Origin of the sequence: Sphaerisporangium dianthi (assembly GCF_042654065.1) — a bacterium.
In the GTDB taxonomy this organism is placed as follows: Bacteria; Actinomycetota; Actinomycetes; order Streptosporangiales; family Streptosporangiaceae; genus Sphaerisporangium; species Sphaerisporangium dianthi.
Genome location: NZ_JBHSFP010000003.1, coordinates 118,205 through 138,720, shown reverse-complemented (window position 1 = coordinate 138,720; position 20,516 = coordinate 118,205). Strand labels below are relative to the sequence as shown.

General features: G+C 73.8%; 12 protein-coding genes. 7 read left to right on the top strand and 5 right to left on the bottom strand.

Annotated features, from left to right (window positions below; all coding sequences use genetic code 11):
- Positions 1 to 174 precede the first annotated feature (174 nt).
- The 5 genes from ACFO60_RS06725 to ACFO60_RS06705 are packed head-to-tail and all read left to right on the top strand — an operon-like array spanning position 175 to position 9,091.
- Positions 175 to 2,343 (top strand): alpha/beta hydrolase, encoded by a 2,169-nt coding sequence (locus ACFO60_RS06725; protein ID WP_380838296.1) that lies wholly within the window; start codon positions 175 to 177, stop codon positions 2,341 to 2,343.
- Entirely contained in the window at positions 2,340 to 4,220 is a 1,881-nt protein-coding gene (locus ACFO60_RS06720; RefSeq protein ID WP_380838294.1) for a hypothetical protein, read from the top strand. Before ACFO60_RS06725 ends, ACFO60_RS06720 begins: the two co-directional genes overlap by 4 nt.
- On the top strand, positions 4,211 to 6,118 hold the full coding sequence (locus ACFO60_RS06715; protein WP_380838292.1) for a hypothetical protein: 1,908 nt from the start codon (positions 4,211 to 4,213) through the stop codon (positions 6,116 to 6,118). The genes ACFO60_RS06720 and ACFO60_RS06715 overlap by 10 nt, the downstream gene beginning before the upstream one ends.
- Positions 6,115 to 6,894 carry a hypothetical protein gene (locus tag ACFO60_RS06710; RefSeq protein ID WP_380838291.1) on the top strand — a complete coding sequence of 260 codons (780 nt, stop codon included), beginning with the start codon at positions 6,115 to 6,117 and terminating at the stop codon, positions 6,892 to 6,894. Before ACFO60_RS06715 ends, ACFO60_RS06710 begins: the two co-directional genes overlap by 4 nt.
- 1 nt (position 6,895) lies before the next feature.
- Entirely contained in the window at positions 6,896 to 9,091 is a 2,196-nt protein-coding gene (locus tag ACFO60_RS06705) for an ATP-binding protein (protein ID WP_380838289.1), read from the top strand.
- Here ACFO60_RS06705 and ACFO60_RS06700 read toward each other — a convergent pair.
- Positions 9,081 to 10,085 carry a MaoC family dehydratase gene (locus ACFO60_RS06700; RefSeq protein WP_380838288.1) on the bottom strand — a complete coding sequence of 335 codons (1,005 nt, stop codon included), beginning with the start codon at positions 10,083 to 10,085 and terminating at the stop codon, positions 9,081 to 9,083. The genes ACFO60_RS06705 and ACFO60_RS06700 overlap by 11 nt on opposite strands.
- 62 nt (positions 10,086 to 10,147) lie before the next feature.
- Entirely contained in the window at positions 10,148 to 11,095 is a 948-nt protein-coding gene (locus ACFO60_RS06695) for a helix-turn-helix domain-containing protein (protein ID WP_380838286.1), read from the bottom strand.
- Between the two features lie 167 nt (positions 11,096 to 11,262).
- On the opposite strand from ACFO60_RS06695, the gene ACFO60_RS06690 reads away from it, so the two are divergent.
- Together ACFO60_RS06690 and ACFO60_RS06685 are read left to right on the top strand one after the other, a co-directional pair.
- On the top strand, positions 11,263 to 12,198 hold the full coding sequence (locus ACFO60_RS06690) for an SDR family NAD(P)-dependent oxidoreductase (RefSeq protein WP_380838284.1): 936 nt from the start codon (positions 11,263 to 11,265) through the stop codon (positions 12,196 to 12,198).
- 176 nt (positions 12,199 to 12,374) lie between these two features.
- Positions 12,375 to 16,100 (top strand): S8 family serine peptidase, encoded by a 3,726-nt coding sequence (locus tag ACFO60_RS06685; RefSeq protein WP_380838282.1) that lies wholly within the window; start codon positions 12,375 to 12,377, stop codon positions 16,098 to 16,100.
- Positions 16,101 to 16,287: 187 nt separating this feature from the next.
- Here ACFO60_RS06685 and ACFO60_RS06680 read toward each other — a convergent pair whose 3' ends face one another.
- The 3 genes from ACFO60_RS06680 to ACFO60_RS06670 are packed head-to-tail and all read right to left on the bottom strand — an operon-like array spanning position 16,288 to position 20,511.
- Entirely contained in the window at positions 16,288 to 18,318 is a 2,031-nt protein-coding gene (locus tag ACFO60_RS06680) for an amylo-alpha-1,6-glucosidase (RefSeq protein ID WP_380838280.1), read from the bottom strand.
- Between the two features lie 25 nt (positions 18,319 to 18,343).
- Complete coding sequence (locus tag ACFO60_RS06675; RefSeq protein ID WP_380838279.1) at positions 18,344 to 19,708, bottom strand: MGH1-like glycoside hydrolase domain-containing protein; 1,365 nt, start codon at positions 19,706 to 19,708, stop codon at positions 18,344 to 18,346.
- Positions 19,705 to 20,511 (bottom strand): TIM barrel protein, encoded by an 807-nt coding sequence (locus ACFO60_RS06670; RefSeq protein WP_380838277.1) that lies wholly within the window; start codon positions 20,509 to 20,511, stop codon positions 19,705 to 19,707. The genes ACFO60_RS06675 and ACFO60_RS06670 overlap by 4 nt, the downstream gene beginning before the upstream one ends.
- Positions 20,512 to 20,516: the final 5 nt, after the last annotated feature.

Here is a 20,516-nt window from a genome sequence, read left to right as displayed (position 1 = left end):
AGCCGACGTCCAGTTGTCCCGAGCAAACTGGACAGCGCAGGACTGGGTCTAGTGACTCAAATCCCTTGTCGAATGGGGTTTTTGCCAGCGATACTCGCTAAGTCAGCGTCTTATTTGATCTTCAAATGATTCTCTCCATGTACACATGAGTGCTTCGTGAGGCCGGGATGCGCCATGAGTGATGAGCCGGAACAGACCACAGGCATGCTGACCGGGACGGCCGTGCACGTCGCCGAGACCGTCATCGACACGGCGAAGGAGGCCGCTGACGCCGTCATCGTCACGGCCGTCGCGGCCGGCACGGTCGCCGAGGACGGCGCCCGGATCGCCGGAGAGGTCGCCGAACAGGTCGCGCGCGGCGCGGAAGCGGCCGCGGAGGCCACCGAATCGGCGGCCGGCAACCTCGCGCGTTCCGCCGACCGGGTCGCGGAGGACGCCGCCGACGCCGCGCGGGACGCGGCGGCGGCGACCGCCAGGCTCGCCGAGGACACCGCCCGGATCACCGCGGCGGCGGCCGGGATCCTCGCGAGTGGTGCGGACACCACCGCGAGGCTCGTCCACGAGGCAGGGCGGGCCGTCGCCGGGGCCGCGACCGCGACCGCCGAAGCGGCGACGACGGCGAAGGACGCGGTCGCCGAGGCGACGAACCGCGCCGTCGACGGTGTCACCCCGGCCGATCCCCCCGCTCAGGGACCCGTCGCCGATCTCGGCGCGATGGAGGCCCGGCTGGCCGGCGCCGAGGTGGCCGTCGCCGCCGAAGCCGGCGCGGAGGCCGTCAACGGCGCGGCCCGGCTGGTGGTGGAGGGGGTTCGGGAGGTCTCGGAGGCCGCCGGCGGAGTCGCCCGCGGCGTGGCCGAGGAGTCCGCGAGGGCGGCGGCCGAGGCGGACGCCCTCCTCCGGGCGGCGGGCGACGCCGCCGCCGGGGCCGCGGAGACCTTCGCGGCGGCGGCCCACGACGCCGCTGACACGGCCGCCTCCGTCGCCTCCATCGGGGCCGGAGCAGCCGCTCTCCTCCGCGCCGCCGGCACGGACGCCGGCGCCATGGCCGCGGGCGTCGAGGCCGCCGGACGGGCGGTCGCCGACACCGTCAGGGAGCAGGGCAGGGCCGTCGCGGGCGAGATCGAAGACGCCGGCGCGGCGATGGCCGACGACCTGATCCTCGCCTCCCTCCCGGACCACGGGACCACCTCCTCCCACCACGCGATCTCCTGTACGCCCGGCGACCTCTCCGATATCGAGGCGCTGGACGCCGCGAACCGCAGGGCCCTCGCCGACGTGTTCGACCGGGACGTCGCCAGGGCGAACGCGGCCCGGTTCGAGTACGAGCAGGTCGTCGAGCGGGCCGCCGCCGGTCTCGAGCCGACCCCCGAGGACGAGAAGGCCGCGCTGCGGCTCGTCACCGCCGAGCGCACGCGAGAGATCGTCGCGTCGGTCCGTGACGCGGTCGGCCGTCCGATGGTCGTGGAGGGCGGAGGCGTCTCGCAGGAACTGCCGGTCCGGATCGTGGAGATGAATCTCCGGGACAACCGGATCGCGGTCGTGATCGGTGACCCGCGCACCGCTGACCGGATCGTCGCCCGCGTCCAGGGGATGAACAAGTCGATCATGGACACGGCCGAAGAGCTGGAGCGGACCCGCCTGGAGCTGAACGCCATCGCCGACGCGGATCCGGGGCGTACGACGGCCGCGGTCTACTGGCTCTACGGCCCTCCGAACGGCCTCATCGCCGCCAACTCCACCCAGATCGCCAAGGCCGCCGCGCCCGAGCTCACCGAATTCGTCGCCAAGCTCCGCGCCCAGAACACCAACCCGGGCCTCGAGGTGATCCTGGAGTCCCACAGCTACGGCACGGTCCTCGCGGGCGACGCCCTCGCCCATGACGGCCTGTCGTCCCTGGTCGACCGGGCGATCTTCCTGGGCTCACCCGGCCTCGGCGTGGACTCCCCCGAGGCGCTGCACATGCCCGCCGAGGACATGTGGGCCGGCACCATCCAGGGAGACTTCATCGTGCACAGCGGCACGCTCAAGCAGATCGACCACGGCCTCAACGGCGGCATCCCGCCCGGTGTCCACGAGCTCGCGCACGGCGTCGATCCCACGGAGTTCCTCCAGCGGCTGCCCGCCGACGAGCACACCGCGCACGGGATGGTCGATCGGCACGGCGACTACTGGATACCCGGATCGACCACGCTGCAGAACCGGGCGAACGTCATCGTCGGCCATCCCGAGCGGGTGGTTCCGGCCCGTGTGGTGGACGACCCCGACCCGGAGACGCCGCGGCCGAGCTCCACCGGCGGAACCCACCACCCTCTCACCACGATCCGAATGAGGAAGAGCCGATGACGGTATCGGAGTCCCCCAGGCCGGCCCTGGAGAAGCAGCCGCACGTCACGAGCCTGATCCCCGAACTGCTGTCCTGCCTCGGGCGGCTCGAGTCGGAGATCAGGAAGATCGCTCCCGACCACTCCATGGAGGACACCCTCCGCTCCCTGGCCCTCATCGACCTCGTCACCCGCTGGAATCTGGCGTCGATCGCGGGTGACCAGGGCATCGGAAAGACCGAACTGGCGTCGCGGCTGTTCCCCGCCGCCGCTCAGTGGCTGGTTCCGGCCCCCGGCCAGGGTGAGAGGGTGCCGGTCGCCATCGTGCACCGGACCGGTGCCGGCGCGGTGTCGGCCTCGACCTATCTTCAGGCGCCGGGTCCGCAGAGCTACCGGCGCGAGGCGGTCGACAGTGTGGAGGCGTGGCACCGGGCGGTCCGCGGGCAGGACGAATCGACCCTGATGTGTCTCCTGGAGCTTCCGGCCGGCGACGGCTGGCAGGACGGCCAGGGTGTGCTCCTGCTACCCGGGTTCGAGCGGGCCGACGATCGTCGGAACCAGCCGTCGCGGAACGAGCGGTGGCAGCGGTGGATGAGGGAGGCGCTCGGTCTCCTGCCCGTCTGCGTCGCGGTGACCGGAGAGCAGAACCTCGCTCTGGACAGCGAGGCGATCATCTCGCTCGCGCTCATCGAGGCGTCGATCGAGCGTCAGGTCGTGGTGGCCCGATACGACGACCCCGACGACCTGGCGACGGTGCGCGAGCGGGCGGCGGCCGTGTACGACGTGCGGCCGTCGAGCCTGTTCGTTCTGAGCGGCGACGAGGAGCTCGGACGGCTCCGCGCGAACGTCCAGGAATCGCTGGGACGCCTGGGCCGGTCGTCCGCGCTGTCCCGGCAGGCCGGCAGGCGGCTGCGCGACGCGCTGTTCGCAGAGGTGAAGACGCATCTGGACGAGGCCGCGCGGCGCTTCCACGCGACCCCGCCGGACGACTGCTCCAAGGTCCGCCTGTACCAGAAGGAATACCAGAGTCGCTTCGTCACCGTCCTGCGAGGACTGGGGGAGAAGCTGCCCCACGCGCTCGAGGGTTACATGCGGGGACGGGAGGAACTGCTCGTCGCGGAGCTCAAGCGGACTCGTTTCGACGACTGGAAGCTCTGGCTCAGCGGGTCGCCGGAAGCGGCGCTGCGGTTGCGGCTGCTCTGCGAGCGGGTCTACCCACCGGCCGACGTGCGGGCCGTGTGCGACGACGTCATCGCCTCCGTCGCCGAACTGGAGGGGCGGTCCATCAATTTCGCCGCCTCCGCCGACACCATCCAGCAGACCTTGAACCGGCTGGCGGCCGGGAAGACCGAGGGGCTCGCGCTGACCACCACCGCCCGGGCCCTGCCCTACCTGGCGTTGAACGCCCAGCGGATGACACGAGCGGCCGCGGACCAGCGCCCCACGAGCTCCCTCCCGCAGGGAGCGATCGCGGGGTTCGACGCCTTCAGCGTCTTCCTGTGGCCGGACCACCGGCCGCCTTCCGGTGATGAGCCGCCGCGGGCCGCCGCGCCCGACCTGTCGTGGATCATGGTCATGCTCGGCGCCGCCGGCGGAGGGCTCGTGCCGGTCCTGCTCAGCACCCTCCTGCCCCAGGTCATCGGCATGATCAAGAAGACGGGCTGGAACCGCGGCCACGCGGCCCGTTCGCTCCTCGCGGGCTATCAGGATTCCGTCACCGAAGCGACCATCGGCTCGGTGCGGGAGCTCCTGGACGTCACTTTCACCGCGTTCGAGAGCCTCTACCGGCAGGCGACCGGCCTCGACGCCCAGGCCGACCAGTCCCTGCATCATCTGGCGGTCCTCAACAAGGCGCGCACCATCCAGGACCGCATGTTGATGGAGGCGTCGTGGCGGTAGACCCGTGGAACGGGGCGCTGTGGAACTCCCACCAGCGGGCACGGTGGGGGTGGGCCGACCATGCCCTCGACGACGCCTTCGAGAAGCTCACCGGCCGGCCGATCGACAGGGCGTCGCGGCATGTGACCACGATGCTCGTCGGCGACTCGCAGGCCGGGAAGACGTGCCTCGCCATACAGGTGCTCGGCGTGGTCGATCCCGAGCATGCCGAGGAGGTCCACGACGTGCTCCGCGCCGGCCGCGAGGTGGGGCGGTCCTCGACCTCCTTTCCGGTCCGCTACGGCTGGTCGTCCGACGAGACCGGTGAGTTCTGGGAGTTCACCGACCAGGACGGGCCCGAGTTCCTGGACTCCACGGCGCTGACCGCGCGGCTGGCCGGATTCCGTGACCGCGACGGAGGCACGCTGTGGGACGTGGAACGTGCTCCGGTGGCGATCGGCGTTCCCCGCCGGTACGGCCACCGCGAGCGGGCCGTCGGAGCCGAGGTGCTGGATCTGCTCGGGTTGTTCGCCCAGAACCCGGACGAACGCGCCCTGGCCCGCCGGCTGGTCGACCGTTTCTCGCCCACGGTCTCGCGCGTGGCGTTCGTCGTGTCCGTCAACAAGATGTACGAAGCGTTCAAGGACGCGGCCATCCAGGACAACCACCACCTGGCCGACTGGAAGGACAACCCCGAGCGGTACATGTTCGTCTTCACCCGTTCCTTCACCGACACCAACGGCCAGGACATCCTTGCCGGACTGCCCTCCGGGACCGGAACGGACGAGGCCCTCGCCCTGCTGCGGGACTGGCAGGTCACCCAGTTCGCCGGCACACACGCGATCTCCGACCGCGCCCCGCTGCTCGACCGCTGCTTTCCGATCGAGCTCGGCGGATCGTGGCGCGGCTACCCGTCCAAGCACCCGGACACCCACGAGATCGCCGGCCGCGTCAACGCGGAGTCGCTCGCTCAGCTGCGGTCGATGATGGAAAGCGGGGCGGACACCTCGTCGTTCTACCGTGCCGCCATGAACGTGCGAGGACGGGTCGTCCTGCGGGTGCGCCGGGCCGAAGCCGCACGTGAGCAGCGGATCGGCGTGGCCATGGGGCGGCTGGAGCGAGCGGCCGGCGACCTGCGGCTGGCTCAGGACGCCCACGCCGAACGCGAAGCGGAACGCGTGGCGGCCGCCACGGCGCTCACCACGTGGAAGACCGCCGTCTCGCGGCTGTCGGGCAGGTCGCCGCGCAGGCTGCCCGACCTGCCGATCGCCGGTGTCGTCACCAGGCTGCCGGACCGGCAGCTCGAGGAGAAGGCCGCCTACGCCGAGGACGCCCGGGCGATCTGGCAGAGCTGGTACGACGAGACCGCTGCCGCGCTCCAGCCGGTGGTCATGCCGGTCGAGCCGCTCCTGCCGGTGAAGGCGTCGGAGATCAGGGACAAGTACGACTCCTTGATGTTCTGCCGGATCTTCTGCTCCTGGTGGTGTTCGAGCCGGGTGCCGGCGGTCCCCTGCTACAAACGGATGGTCTCGACGGGGGTGGCCACGCGAGCCTGGGTCACCGAGCGCTTCACGGCGCACGCCCGGGAGGGAACCCCGCGGCTGGAGGCCGGACATCAGGTCGCCCACACGGCCGCGCATCGGGCGCGGGCGCTGGCGATGGCCAGGGTGACACCGGTCGAGGAGGCGGAAGCCTCGCTCGATGAGGAGCGGCGGGAAGCCGCCGCCGAGCGCGAGAACGACCGGGACGCCCTCGCCATGGTGAACCGGCTGGCGGGCGAGTTGCACGCGGCGAACCACGCGTCCGTCACCGAGATGATCGGCTCTCTTCCCGGAATGACGGAGGCGGACCAGATCGTGACGGCCGTCGCGGCGCTCCGGCTTCTGATGGATCTCGATGACCTGGTGGGAAGGCGATGACGGACAGCGGGAACCCTGGCTTCCTGACCTTCCGCTCCGTGGTGGAGGCGGTCATGCGGCCTCCGGTCGAAGCGGTGCGGCAGGAGATCGACGGTCGGCTGGAGGAGCTCACCGACGGGCTCGCCGACCGGGACCGGATGATGGGCGGCGCGATCGACCGGGTCAACGGACGCCTGGACGAGCTCATCGAGGCCCAGTCGGACTCCGCGACCGAGTTCTCGGCGGGTCAGGGCGATCTGGCCGAGCTGCTGAAAGGGCTCGCGGCTGAGACGCGGGCGGCGCGGGCCGAGGCATCGGCGGGACAGGGCGATCTCACCGAGCTGCTGAAAGGGCTCACGGCTGAGACGCGGGCGGCGCGGGCCGAGGCATCGGCGGGGGCGGAGTCGTCCGGGCGGCAGGCGGCCGGGTTCGACGCGAAGCTCGACGATCTCGGGTTCCGGTTGAACTCGACGCTCGTCGGGCTCGCGAGCGACGTGTACCGGCTGGCGGAGGCCTCGCCCGCGACCGTCGAGCGGCTTGACGGGGCCGAGAGGCGCATGACGGGCCTGGACGGACATGTCGTGGGGATGCGGGCGGCGCTCGCGCAGATCCAGGTGACGCTCGAAGCCCTCCGGCAGGAGACCACGGCGTTGCGCGTCCGGGCCGACCAGAAGCCCGGCCGGTTCGCACCGGGGTCGGCGGGGCGGCTCGCGCTCGGGGTCTTCGCCGCCATCGCCGGTGGTGCGCTCGGCGCCGTCCTGGCGTGGGCCGCGATCCTCAGCGGCTGGATCGCCTGAGATGCCGGCGCTGTTCGAGGTGGTCGCGGTGCCGCGGTTCGATCTGGTGCGGGCTCCGCGGCTGGCCGAGCGGGCCAGAGAAGGCTACGCCGGGTTCACCCGGTTCGCTCTGTCCCTGCACGATCTCGCGATCCGGATGTGGAGCGACGGCGACGGCCGGGCACGCTTCGGCTACGAGGTGCCGGACGGCTACGACCTCGGCGACGAGCTGGGCGACGCCGCCGAGTTCCTCCGGCTGGCCGGACCGGTTCCGGTGACGTCCTGCGCCTGCGCGGGCGATGGTTCACAGGTCTACCGGAGGATGCGCGCGGTCGTCGTCGGCGGTGGGACCGCCCGGACGGCGCTGCTGCCGGAGAAGCCGGAGGACGGCGTCCGCTACCGGGTCCCGATCGCCGAGCCGCTGGTCGCGGAGGAGCGGTCGACCCGCTGGGCCCCGACCCTCCAGCGCCTGGCCGAGATCGGCGGGTGCGTCCACGTCCGGTTCGCCCGGCAGTGGTCCGATGAGTTCGAGCAGTCATACTCCGGCGTCTCCCTCGACGCTTTGGACGCGATGCCGGCCGCACGGCTCGACCCCGCGTCGACCGGTCAGCTGCGGTCGCTGGCGGTCGGGGCGCCACTCGTCGCGGTCACCGTGTCGACGTCGCCGTCGATGCGGGGGCGGAACGGCGCGCTGCTGCGCGATCTGCCGCTGACGCCCCTGACCGTCGACGACGCCGGCAGGCAGCTGGGCCTCGGCGGCTCTCCCTCCGTCGACGGTCACCTCGAGCGGCGCGCCTCCGGGTTCGCGCCCGAGGAGGCCGGCCTGCTGGCGTTCCCGCCCTATCTCCGGATCGACACGCCCTCGCGGATGCCCTCCTACGCGGCGACGGGAATACCCTTCGCGATGACCGGCGGCGCGGCCGGTGCGCGGGAGGTCGTCATCGGATTCGTCCTCGGACGGCCGGTGACGGTGCCCGCGGTGAGCCTGACCCGGCACATGTTCGTGACCGGGACGACCGGTTCCGGCAAGACCACCACGATCGGCAACGTGACCGAGGAGGTCGCCGCGTTCGCCGAGCCGGCCGTGCCGATCACGCTGATCGATCCGCTGCAGGGCCGCTTCGCGCGGGTGGCGAAGGCGATCGGGGCGGTCCGGATCGACTTCGCGTCCGGTGATCAGTCCGTCCGGTTCAATCCCTTCCTCCCGGCACCGCAGGGCAGCGCCTACCAGCACTGCGAGCTCGTCACCCAGGCGCTCGCGCTGATGTTCCCCACCAACCGGGTCGCGTTCGACCTGCTCGGCTCGATGGTCAGGCACCTCTACCGGGACCGCCATTTGAAGGCGTGCCCCGAGTGCGGCGACGAGGAGCGCGCCTGGAACCACTTCCTCGGGGTGACGGGCGAGCACCTGCTGCGGCACCGCGACCAGATCCCGGTCATCGACGACCTGATCGCGATCTCGCCTGAGTTCCTGAAGACGATCAAGGGGCCGGAGGAGTTCTCCACCGAGTGGTTCCGCGACACCGAAGGGCATTTCGCGCAACGTTGGGAAGGGCTGCGCAAGAGCGCCCTCTACCGGGTGTTCGGCGGCGGCGAGCCGGAGGCGACGCGCGGGCTCACCGCGGTGCGGTCCGCCAGGAGATGGTGGAACCGGCGGATCCTGGTCGAACTGGGTGCGGGTTTCTGCGACGACGAGCGCGTCACCCTCACGCTCCTGCTGTTCGCCTTGTTGTGCGGGCACTACCGCAGCGAGGCCGTCGAACGGGCGGCGCGAGGCGATCAGGACGAGGATCTGCGCCACCTCGCCGTGATCGACGAGGCGCACCGCCTGGCACCCGCGGGAGCCGTCCCCGGCGGCGAGTTGCTGTCGGCCCGCGATGCCCTCACCACCTTCGTCGACCAGATGGTCGCCGAGGCGCGCGCGGACGGGCTTGGCCTGGTGTTCGCCGACCAGAGCCTGCTCGCCGTCTCCGACGGCCTCATCGTGAACACCGGCACGAAGATCATTCAACGGGTGGTCCACGGCGGGGAACGCGCGGCGGCGGCCACCTCGATCGGCCTGGACGCCGAAGGCACATCCCACCTGGCAAGGCTCGCCGAGGAGACCGACCGCCGCGAGGTCGTCTTCATCAGCCCCCGACACCCCGAACCCACCCGAATGGAGATCGTCGAACGGACCTCGCCGGCCTGTCCCGCCGGACGTGATCTCACGCCATGACGGCGACGAAACGCCAGTCGAGGACGCCGGAGGGTTCGGCGCCGGGCTTTGTGACCAGGGAGCGCAGGTGGACCAGCCCTCCGCCGCCGGGGAGCTCCTGGCGGCGTTCCACGCTGATCTCGCTGGACAGCGTGTCGCCCTCGTGCACCGGGCCGAGGTGGTCGCAGCCGTGCCAGGCCACGACCGTGACGAGGTTGGGCAGGGCGCGGGCGGCCTGGGACAGGGCCAGGCCGATCGTGTGCCCGCCGTAGACCAGCCGCGCGCCGCCCGCCGCCCGCGCGTCGTGGTGCACCTGCGCCACGTTGCCCGTCAGTCTGGCCAGTTCGGGCGCGCAGGACACCACGTCCCCGCCGCCGACCTCCCACCGCTCGCCCTCGGCCACGTCGGCGAAGTGACGGCCTCCGGCAAGTTCCCTGAACCGGCCGGGCCGCCAGCCGGCCAGCAGCCGACCGGCGGCCGCGAGAAGGCCGGCGTCGCCGGCCTCCTCGCCCACCCGGCCGAGGTCGGCGTCGTGGCCGGTGCGCGTGTCAGGGTCGCGCAGGGGGATCATCGCGCACCGCCAGAAGTCCAGCACCGGCCGGCCGTCCTGGTCGGCCGTCGTGATGCGCAGGGCCGCGAGGCCGGTGGGGCGGCGGCCCGGCCTCGGCCGGTTCTGCCGCAGGGCCACCACCTCGGTGGAGGTGCGCAACGTGTCGCCGATCAGCGGCATCCGGCGCAAGACCAGGCCCCGGTAGAACAGGTTCGCCTTGACGTGGTGGGTGACCAGGGTGGACTGGCCGATCGCCACGTCCCACACCAGCGCCGGATGGGCCGGCGTCCCCGCGCCCGTGACCTCCCGGGCCAGGTGCGCGTCCAGCGGCAGCCTGAGCCGGTCGCCGACGATCGCCTGGTGCGCCGCCGCCAGCCCCTCGGTGAGGGTCACCCCCGGCGCGTCCCCGAACACCTGTCCGGCCGCCAGCTCCTCGAAGTACGGCCCCTCGCTGATCCCCGGCATCGTCCCCTCCTCCGGCCCCACGGTAGCGCCGGCGCCGAGCCGGGGGCCGTGGGCGCCCGGAGTCAGGACGATCGCGGCGGGGACGGGCGCCCGGAGGCCGGGCCGCGCGAGGGACGCCGGGGCGGCGCCGGGTCTTCGGCGGCGAGGTCCTGCGGCCGGGACGGGCCTTCGGCGGGGCGAGGGGAGGAGGGGCGGGCGGCCAGGTGGGCGAGGAGCTGGAGGCGCTCGTGGGAGGGGGAGCCCGGCTCGGCGTGGTAGGTGACCAGCATCTGGCCGGAGGTCCCCGGCAGCGCCAGCTTCTCGTAGTGGAGGTCCAGCGGGCCGACCTGCGGGTGGAGCACTCGGCTGACCCCGCTGGTCTTCTGACGCACGTCCTGGCGGGCCCAGAGCGTCCGGAAGCGCTCGCTGCGCAGGCTCAGCTCGCCGACCAGCTCGACGAGCCGCGGGTCGTCGGCGGCGCCGATCACCGAGCGCAGGTAGGCGACCGCCTTGGCCGTCATGTCGTCCCAATCACGGTAGAACTCGCGCATCTCCGGTTCCAGGAACGCGGCGCGCAGGCTGTTGACCCCCGGCGCGAAGAAGCGGCTGAGGGCGACGGCGATCGGATTGGCGGCCAGCGTGGTCATGGACACGCCGTGGACGAGGGCGGGCGTGGTCGCCCACTGGTCGATGAGGCCCCGGACGCCCGCGCCGACCCGCTCGGGCCGGGCGGCGGGACGGCGCTGGGCGGCGCGCACCGGCCGCGCGAGCTCGCGCAGGTAGGCCTCGGCGTCGGCGTCCAGGTGCAGGGCGCGGGCGATGCCGTCGAGCACCTGGTCGGAGGGGTGCTGGTCGCGGCCCTGTTCCAGGCGCAGGTAGTACTCGACGCTGATGCCCGCGAGCAGCGCGACCTCCTCGCGCCGGAGCCCGGGCACCCGCCGGCGCGGCCCCGCGGGCAGGCCGGCGTCCTGCGGCCGCAGGCGCTCGCGGCGGACGCGCAGGTAGTCGCCGAGTCTGCTGCTGGTCGCCATGGCCCCCAGGGTAGGCGACGGCGCGGAGTTCATCCCGTCCCCGCCGGCACCGGTGTCACCAAGGCCTGACCGTCCGTGACGGTCAGGCGGAGTTCATCCTGTCCCTGCCGGTACCAGGGCCGGCAGGGTCTAACCTCCGGTGACGGCCCGGCGGCAGGATCGGCCGCATGACTCAGAACTCCATGACGCAGACCTTGCGCACACCCTTCGGATTCGCCTCGACGGCCGACGAGGTCCTCTCCGGGGTGGACCTCTCCGGCGCCCGCGCGCTGGTCACCGGCGCCACCTCGGGCGTGGGCGCCGAGACGGCCCGCGCCCTCGCCGCCGCCGGAGCCTCCGTCGTGCTCGGCGTGCGCGACGTCGCGGCGGGCGAGCGGGCCGCCGCCCGGATCTCGGAGGCGACGGGCAACAAGGACGTCGCCGCCGGCCGGCTGGACCTCGCCGACCTGGCCTCGGTGCGGGGGTTCGCCGCCGCCTGGGACGGGCCGCTGCACATGCTCGTCAACAACGCGGGGATCATGGCGCTGCCGGAGCTCACCCGCACCGCCGAGGGGCGCGAGATGCAGTTCGCGGTGAACTTCCTCGGGCACTTCGCCCTCACCACCCGGTTGCACGGCGCGCTCGCCCGGGCCGGGGGCGCACGCGTCGTCTCCCTCAGCTCGAACGCCCACACCTACTGCCCGCTGGTCTTCGACGACCTGGACCACCGCTTCCGCCCCTACGACCCGATCGGCGCGTACGGGGAGTCCAAGACGGCCGACGTGCTGCTGGCGGTGGAGGTCACCCGCCGCTGGTCCGGCGAGGGCATCTTCGCCAACGCGGTGAACCCCGGAGCGATCGCCACGAACCTGCAGCAGCACACGGGCGGGCTGAGGACGCCGCCCGAGCGCCGCAAGACCCTCGCGCAGGGCGCGGCCACGTCGGTGCTGTGCGCGGCCTCGCCGCTGCTCGCCGGGGTGGGCGGCCGCTACTTCGAGGACTGCGCCGAGGCCCCTGTGCTGCGGGAGCGCCCGCCCATGTTCGGCGGCGGCGTCGCCCCCTTCGCCCTGGACCCGGCCGGCGCCGGACGCCTGTGGGAGATCGCGACGGCCATGATCTCGTGAGCCGGCATGATCGCCGGGCGCTCACCCCCCTGGCGCCGGGCGGCGGCGTCGCGTGGACGGCCAGGGCCTTCGCAAATGCGACATGGCACAAATGCGCCAGAGCCGAACAGGACCGAAACCTCCGGCGGCTGTCCACAATCTAGGGATCTCGCTGCACTCTTAGCATTGGGGTTCCCTTGTCCTTCCCTCCCTCACGGGGACGCGCGCTGGTGGCGCTGGCCGCCGCGCTCGCGGCGCTCGCTGCGGTCCCGCCCGCCGGCGCCTCCACCGCCGCGGCTCCCGCCGCCGCGCCCGAGCCGGCCCGCACCGCCCCCGGGCGCACGGTCACGCTGATCAACGGTGACAAGGTGACCGTCGGCACCGCGCCCGACGGCACCGAGACCCGCACGGTGCTGAGCCCGGACGGCCGCCCGGCCGACGTCGTCACCCACGCCGACAAGGGCGAGGTCTACGTCTACCCGCGCTCCACGCTGCGCTACGTGGCCGCCGGGCTGCTGGACCAGGGCCTGTTCAACGTCACCCGGTTGCTGGCCGACGGCTACGACGACGCGCACCGCTCCCGCCTGCCGCTCATCGTCTCCTACACCGACGCCGCCACCCGGTCCCGCACCGCGGCGCTGCCCCAGGGCGCGCGGCAGGTGCGCGCGCTGAGCAGCATCCAGGGCGCGGCGGTGGACGCCGACCGCTCGGCCGGGTTCTGGGCCTCGCTCACCAAGGGCGCCACCCTCCCCTCCCCGTCCGAGCGCGCCGCCGGCCAGGGCTCCCTGGCGGGCGGCATCGCCAAGGTGTGGCTCGACGGCAAGGTGCGGGCCGACCTCTCCACCAGCACCGCCCAGATCGGCGCCCCCAAGGTGTGGGCAGGCGGCAACACCGGCAAGGGCGTCGAGGTGGCCGTCCTGGACACCGGGATCGACACCGGCCACCCGGACCTGGCCGGCCAGATCATCGACAGCCAGAGCTTCGTGCCCGGCCAGTCCGTCGAGGACGGCAAGGGCCACGGCACGCACGTCGCCTCCACCATCGCCGGCACCGGCGCCGCCTCGGGCGGCGAGGAGAAGGGCGTCGCGCCCGGCGCCCGGCTGCACATCGGCAAGGTGCTGGACAACGACGGCGGCGGCCTGGACTCCTGGGTGCTGGCCGGAATGGAATGGGCCGCACGGGATCGGCACGCCAAGATCATCAGCATGAGCCTCGGCGCCGGGCCCTCCGACGGCACCGACCCGCTCAGCATGGCCGTCAACGAGCTGAGCGCCGAGACCGGTGCGCTGTTCGTCATCGCCGCGGGCAACGCCGGCGGCGACTACACCGTCTCGACCCCGGCCGCGGCCGACGCGGCCCTGGCCGTCGGCGCGGTCGACTCCTCCGACGCGCTCGCCTCGTTCTCCAGCCGGGGACCGCGCCCCGGCGACGGCGGGCTCAAGCCCGAGCTCACCGCCCCCGGGGTCGACATCCTCGCCGCGCGCTCGCAGTACGCGATCGAAGGCGAGGGCTTCTACCAGACGATGAGCGGCACCTCCATGGCCACCCCGCACGTCGCGGGGGCCGCCGCGCTGCTCGCCGCCCAGCACCCCGACTGGAGCGGCCCGCGCCTGAAGGACGCCCTGGTCAGCACGACCAAGCCCACCCCGGCCTACTCCGTCGCCGAGGCCGGCAGCGGACGGCTGGACATCGCCGCCACCACCAGCGCGACCGTGTTCGCCACGACCGGCGCGTACGCCGGCTTCCACGGCTACCCGACCGCGCCCGGCACCACCGGCGACAAGGAGGTGACCTACACCAACACCGGCGACGCCCCGGTCACCCTCGACCTCGCCGCCCGCTTCACCGGCGCCCCGCAGGCCGCCTTCACCCTGTCGGCCTCGAAGATCACCGTGCCCGCGCACGGCACCGGCACGGTGACGGTGACGGCCCACCTGGACGAGGTGCCGGTCGACGCCAGGGTCTACGGCACGGTGGAGGCCACCGACGCCGGCGGCACGGTGCGCGCCCGCACCATGATCGGCGTCGCGAAGGAGGGCGAGCGTCACACGCTCACCCTCACCGCCAAGGACCGCTCCGGCCGGCCGCTGAGCGGCGACCTGATCCTCACCGGCGAGCACTTCTTCGCCCCGATCTGGCTGGACGAGACCGGCACGCTCGACCTGCGCATCCCGGACGGCACCTACACGGCCTGGTTGAGCGCCGAACTGGAGGGCGCCAACGGGCCGCACTCCAAGGGCCTCGGCATGCTCGCCGTCACCGACATCCGGCTCGACCAGGACCGCACCGCCACCTTCGACGCGCGCAAGGCCCGCCGGATCACCGCCGTCGCCCCCAAGGCGACCAGCCTCAGCGGCGTGCGCCTGGACCTCTACCGTGGCCTCGCCGACGACGACTACACCGCCTCCAGTGTGTGGCCGGACAGCTCCCATGACAGCGCCTGGGTCCTGCCGACCGCCAAGGTGCGCGCGGGCGTGTTCGAGATGGGCGGCCACTGGCGGCTGGAGCAGCCCGCGCTGACCGTCGCCTCCCCCGACGGCGCCTTCGACGACCTGATGGTCCAGCGCGGCGCGACCCCGCTGCCCAAGGGCCGCCGGACCCTCTCGGCGGTGTTCGCCGGCGACGGCGGCGCGGCCGCCTACCGGTCCAGGCCCGTCAAGGGCGCAGCCGTCGTGGTCAGGAACGGCGGCGTCGTCACCCGAGAGGAGCAGGCCGCCGCGGCCGCCGCGGCGGGCGCCGAGCTGCTGCTGGTCGTCAACGACGGCGACGGCCGCATCGTCCCCTGGAACGACGGGCCCTACCTCCCGTCCAACCCGGCGCCCCTGACGGTGGCGACGCTCACCCAGGACGAGGGCGAGAAGCTGATCTCCCGCATCGAGAGCGGCCGGACCACGCGGCTGGAGGTCACCTCCAACCCGGTCACCGAGTACGTCTACGACCTGGTCCACCGCTTCCAGAAGGCCGTCCCCGCCGAGCCCGTCCACCGGCCCCGCCAGGACGAGCTCGCCCGCGTCGAGGTCTCCTTCCGCAACGCCCGTCCGGGCAAGGCGATGGAGAACCGCTCCGACTTCTGGCGGTTCGGCTACAACACCGCCAGCAACATCGGCGGCTGGACGGCGCCGGCCGTCGGCGAGCGCACCGACTGGGTCACGGCCGGCACGCGGTGGCACGAGGAGGCGCAGATCATGCGCGAGGTGCAGCAGCACGCCGTGGGCGAGGTGAGCTACCGCGCGGGGACCACCACCGCCTCGCGCTGGTTCGGCCCCGTCCACCGGCCGCGCCTGGAGGCCGAGACCGCGCCGCTGCGGCTGGACGACACCCTCCAGGCCGTGGTGCCCGGCTGGGGCGACACGGGATCCGCGCACGTCGGCCGTACCCTCTACAACGGCCAGGTGTCCAACCAGCTGAAGATCTACCAGGGCGACACCCTGCTCGGCGAGTCGGCCTATGACGCGATCGCCGTGTTCGGCGTGCGCCCGGAGCGGCTGCCGTACCGGCTGGTGTCGGAGAACTCCCGAGGCGAGTGGGCGAACCCGTACTCGACGGCCACCCGGACCGAGTGGGGCTTCACCTCCGAGGCGGGCAAGCCCGGCGAGGTGGCGCGCCTGCCGCTGATCCAGCTGGACTACGACGCCGACACCGACGCGGCCGGCAAGGCCCGCCGTCACGACGCGATCACCCTCACCCCGTCGCACCTGGACGGCGTGACCGGATCGGGCGCGATCCGGTCGGTGACGCTGGAGGTCTCCTACGACGACGGCGCCACCTGGCACAAGGCGGGCCTCCGCAAGGACGGTGCCGGCTGGAGCACCCGTCTGGACGCCCCGGCCCGGGCCTCGTACGTCACCCTGCGGGCCGCCGCGGCCGACGCGCGGGGCAACACCGTGGCCCAGACGATCACCCGCGCCTTCGGCCTGAAGTAGGGCGCGTGCCGGGAGGGCCCCCGCTCCTCCCGGCACGCCCCTGTCCGACGGCCCTTCCACACGGCCACCCCCGGCGGCGATCCACTCCCCGCCGCCGGGGGTGGCCGCCCGCGTTCCTCCCTCAAGCCCCGGCGAGCCTCGCCCTCAGGGCCCCAGGGCCTCGTCTTCAGGCCCGGGAGCCTCGCCCTCAGGCGCCGGCGGTTCCCTCCTCGGACGCGGGAGAACCGCGCAGGGCGGTGAGCAGGGCCAGCGGCGCCGCCGCGGCCCAGGCCTGCGGGGAGGAGGAGTGGGGGTAGGGCACGGGGGCGGGGTGCTCCTCGCGGCCGTACCCGGCCAGGACCTCCGGCAGCCGCCATCCGTGCGGGGCGGCCGCCTCCACCAGGCCGCGCGCGACGGCGGCGGCCTGCTCGGCGAGCCCGGCGCGCGCCAGGCCGAGCGCGATGACCGCGTTGTCGTGCGGCCAGATGCTGCCCCGGTGGTAGGACAGCGGATGGTAGGGGGCCTGGCCCGCGGCCAGGGTGCGGACGCCGAAACCGGAGAAGAAGTCCGGCGCCAGCAGCCGCCGGCCCACCGCCCGCTCCTGGTCGGGGTCCAGGATGCCCGACCACAGCAGGTGCCCGGCGTCGGAGGCCAGCGCGTCGGCCTGCCGGCCGTCGCCGTCGAGGGCGAGCGCCGGGAAGTCCTGTCCGGGCATCCAGAAGTCGCGGCGGAAGCGCGTCCGAAGGTCGGCGGCGGCCTCCTCCAGGCGGCCCGCCTCGCGCGGGTCACCCCACACCGTGCGGGCCAGCCGCGCCGTGCGCACCAGGGCGTCGTAGGCGTACCCCTGGACCTCGCAGACGGCCAGGGCGCCTTCGGCCTGGCGTCCGTCGGCGAAGCAGATCGCGCCGGGCGAGTCCTTCCAGTTCTGGTTGGCGAGCCCGCCGCGCGCCGCGTCGGAGGTGTAGCGCAGGTAACCGTGCTCGCCGAGGCCGCCGTCGCGGAACATCCACGCGACCGCCGCGCGCGCGTGCGGCTCCAGGCGGCGGGCGAGGGAGTCGCCGGTGGCCGCGGCGTGCGCCTCCAGCAGCACGAGGAACAGCGGGGTGGCGTCGGCGCTGCCGTAGTAGCGGCCATAGGGCACCTGGCGGAAGTGCGCGAGTTCGCCGTGCCGCACCTCGTGGACGATGCGTCCCGGCTGCTCCAGGCGCGACGGGTCCTCTCGCGTCCCCTGCGTGGCGGCCAGGGCGAGCAGCGTGTGGCCCGCGAGCTCCGGCCGGTAGGGCAGGGCGAACAGCGAGGTGAGCAGCGCGTCGCGGCCGAAGAGCGCGAGGAACCAGGGGATGCCGGCCGCGGGCGCCCTGAGCCGCTCGCCGCCGGGCCCGGCGGCGGGGATGCGCAGGCGGTCGAGGTCGGCCAGGCCCTGCTCGCAGGCGCGGGCCAGCCCCTCCCAGGTGGTGAGCGAGCCGGGCGCGGGGTCGGCGTGGACGAACGCCCGCGCGCGGGCCCGCTGACGGTCGCGCACGGCGGCGGGGTTCTCCGGGCCGGGCGGCTCGGGGGCGCCGTGCGGGACGGCCACGACGGTGAGCGCGAGGTCGGCCGTGCCGTGGGCGGGCAGCTCGAACCGCCAGGTCAGGACGCGGCCGGTGCCGCCGTCCTCCGCCGGGCGGATGTGGCCGGGCGCCGGGCAGGCGGCGACCACGGTCCTCGACCACCAGCTCCCGCCGTGATGGCCACCGCCACCGCTCTCGCCGGGGCCGGTCTCTGCGGAGCGGTGGCCGGGCTCGTCGCGGTGGTAGTCGAAGGCGACGCCGTCCGGGGTGTCGCGCACGGCGCGGCGGACGCCCGGCTTGGCGTAGGCGCGGTGGTCGGCGCGCAGCTCGAACTGGTCGGCGAAGTCGGCGTCCACGTGGACCTCGACCGTCACGACCGTGGGTTCGCCCCGGTTGCAGACCACCTGGAGGTGTTCGGTGAACGCGCTCTCGGCCACCGCCTGGCGGCGGAACAGCGTGTGGGCGGGCGGCGCGTCGCGGGTGCCGGGCGGGGCGAGCACGCAGCCGTCGTCCGTCGAGGTCAGCAGAGCGGGGGACGCGCCGTCCGCGGTGAGCCGCCAGCGGCTCAGGTGGCGGGCGTCGCGCACGAACAGCCCGTCGGTCGCCGTGCCGCGGCCGCCCTCGACGTCCCCGGAGGCGGTCAGGGCGGCGAAGGTGCCGTCGCCGACCAGCAGGCGCCGGCCGGTCATGGCGCGCCCCGCCGGGAGCGGGCGTTCATCGGGCGGGGCCCTCCCCCGCGTGGGTGTGGAGCAGGTCGAGTGCCAGGGCGGCGGTCCAGCTGAAGTTCCGGATGCCCCGCCCATCCCCCGTGTACGGCTCCAGGTACTCGGCGAACCGGGAGCGGTGGGCCGCGGTCAGCGTCTGCTCGCGCAGCCGCCCGGCGGCCTCGTGCTCGCCGTGCCGCACGAGCCCGCGGTGGATCAGCCAGGCCGTGTTGAACCAGCTGGGCCCGCGCCAGTAGCGGTTGCCGTCGAACTGCGCGGCCGTCAGGTCGTAGCTCGGGACCAGATGCACCCGTCCCAGCCCGAAGCGCGGCCCGTGGAGGGTGCGCACCAGGCCCGCCGCCACGTCCGCGGGCAGGCCGGGGACGATCAGCGGCACCAGCCCCGACACGCTGTACCCGGGGATGGGCGCCCCGGTCGCCAGGTCGCGGGCGAGGAAGACGCCGCCGGCCGGGTCCCACAGCCGGTCGACCAGGGCGGCGGTGGCCGCCTCGGCCCGCCGCAGATGGACGCCAGGGTCGGCGCCCACCGCCCGGGCGATCGAGGCGAGCGCGTGCTCGGAGGCGATCAGCAGGGCGTTGAAGCACGGGTCCTCGACGGCGAAGCCGTGCGGGGTGCGGGCGTCGTCGTAGGCGTGGTCGCGGTAGGAGGTGGCCAGGCGGACGTAGCGCGCGTAGTCCAGGTCGGTGGGCCGGTCCGCGGCGGGGCTGTGGTCGAGGTCGGTCCGGGTGAACGAGCCCGGCGGCGCGGGTTCGACCCGGGCCAGCGCGGCGTCCCAGACGGGGCTGTTGTCCAGGCCCGGCTCCCAGGGGTGCACGACGGCGGCCAGCCCGCCGCCGGCCAGGTCGCGGGCGCCGGCGAGATAGCGGTGCCAGGCGGCCAGCCGCGGGTACAGGCGCGGCAGGAAGCCGCGGCGCCGCGACTCGGCGGGGTCGGCCAGGTGCACCTGCCAGGCGGCCAGGGCGTGGACGGGCGGCTGGACGATGCCGGAGGTATGGACGGCGGGCGGCGCGCCGGCGCCGCGGCCCGCGGCGGCGGAGCGCCAGAAGTCCGGCCCGGGGAAGTAGGCGCCGGCCGGCACGGCGGGGTTGAACACGATGTGCGGGACGCGGCCGTCGCCCCATTGCGCGCCCAGCAGGGTCTCCAGCTCGCGCTGGGCGCGGCGCGGAGAGATGTGGCGCAGCCCGAGGGCGACGAAGGCGGAGTCCCAGCTCCACTGGTGGGGGTAGAGGGCGCGCGAGGGGACGGTCGCCGCGCCGGTCCAGTTGGTGAGCAGGACCTGGGCGGCGGCCCGGCGCAGGCGTGCCCGGCGGCCGCCGGCGGGGGCGGCGGCGGCCGTTTCGGGGAAGGTGATCACGTGGCGGCCCGGGCGATGAAGGAGGGGATGGAACGCACGGCCTCGATCGGGTCGCCGGTGAGCCGGCACTCGACGGCGAGGTACCCGTCGTAGCCGATGGCGTCCAGGGCGCCGAGCCAGGCGGGCCAGTCGAGGTGGCCGGCTCCGGGCTGGAAGCGGTTGGAGTCGCTGACCTGGGCGTGGCCGATGAGCGGTGCGGCGGCGAGGATGGCGGCCGCGGGGTCGGCCTCCTCGATGTTCATGTGGTAGCTGTCGACGCCGATGCGGACGGAGTCCAGCCCGGTCGCGCGGATCAGGTCGGCGGCCTGCTCAAGCCGGTTGACCATGTGGTCCTCGTAGCGGTTGAGCGGTTCGAGGAAGAGGGTGACGCCCTCCTTGCGCGCGTGCTCGCCCATCTCGGCGAGCCCTTCCAGCAGCACCTCGCGGTCGCGCTCCTCGTCGCGCGGCGGCTCGAAGGGGGGCAGGCGGCGCGAGAACATGCCGTAGGAGGCGGGGGTCTGGGCGCCGAGCCCGCCCAGCTCGGCGATGACCGACAGCTGGGACTTCATCTGCTCGACGGCGTCGCGGCGCGGCTCGTCGTCGAAGGCGCCGAAGAAGTGCAGCATGTCGACGCACACGGTGGGCATGACGACCCCGTCGGCGCGGGCCTTGCGCAGCTCGGGCAGCCGGTCGCGGAAGTGGAAGCCGCCCTTGGCGCGCAGCTCGATGCCGTCGTAGCCGGCCTCCCGCGCGAACTCCCACTTGTGCTGGAGGGTCTCGCCGGGAAGCAGCTGCTCCTGGCAGGCGATCTTGAACATGGACATGACCT

Bases quoted from the DNA above. Each gene is read 5' to 3' on its own strand.
- ACFO60_RS06725 (WP_380838296.1), top strand. From the start codon at position 175: ATGAGTGATGAGCCGGAACAGACCACAGGCATGCTGACCGGGACGGCC.
- ACFO60_RS06720 (WP_380838294.1), top strand. From the start codon at position 2,340: ATGACGGTATCGGAGTCCCCCAGGCCGGCCCTGGAGAAGCAGCCGCAC.
- ACFO60_RS06710 (WP_380838291.1), top strand. From the start codon at position 6,115: ATGACGGACAGCGGGAACCCTGGCTTCCTGACCTTCCGCTCCGTGGTG.
- ACFO60_RS06705 (WP_380838289.1), top strand. From the start codon at position 6,896: ATGCCGGCGCTGTTCGAGGTGGTCGCGGTGCCGCGGTTCGATCTGGTG.
- ACFO60_RS06700 (WP_380838288.1), bottom strand. From the start codon at position 10,085: ATGCCGGGGATCAGCGAGGGGCCGTACTTCGAGGAGCTGGCGGCCGGA.
- ACFO60_RS06695 (WP_380838286.1), bottom strand. From the start codon at position 11,095: ATGGCGACCAGCAGCAGACTCGGCGACTACCTGCGCGTCCGCCGCGAG.
- ACFO60_RS06690 (WP_380838284.1), top strand. From the start codon at position 11,263: ATGACTCAGAACTCCATGACGCAGACCTTGCGCACACCCTTCGGATTC.
- ACFO60_RS06680 (WP_380838280.1), bottom strand. From the start codon at position 18,318: ATGACCGGCCGGCGCCTGCTGGTCGGCGACGGCACCTTCGCCGCCCTG.
- ACFO60_RS06670 (WP_380838277.1), bottom strand. From the start codon at position 20,511: ATGTCCATGTTCAAGATCGCCTGCCAGGAGCAGCTGCTTCCCGGCGAG.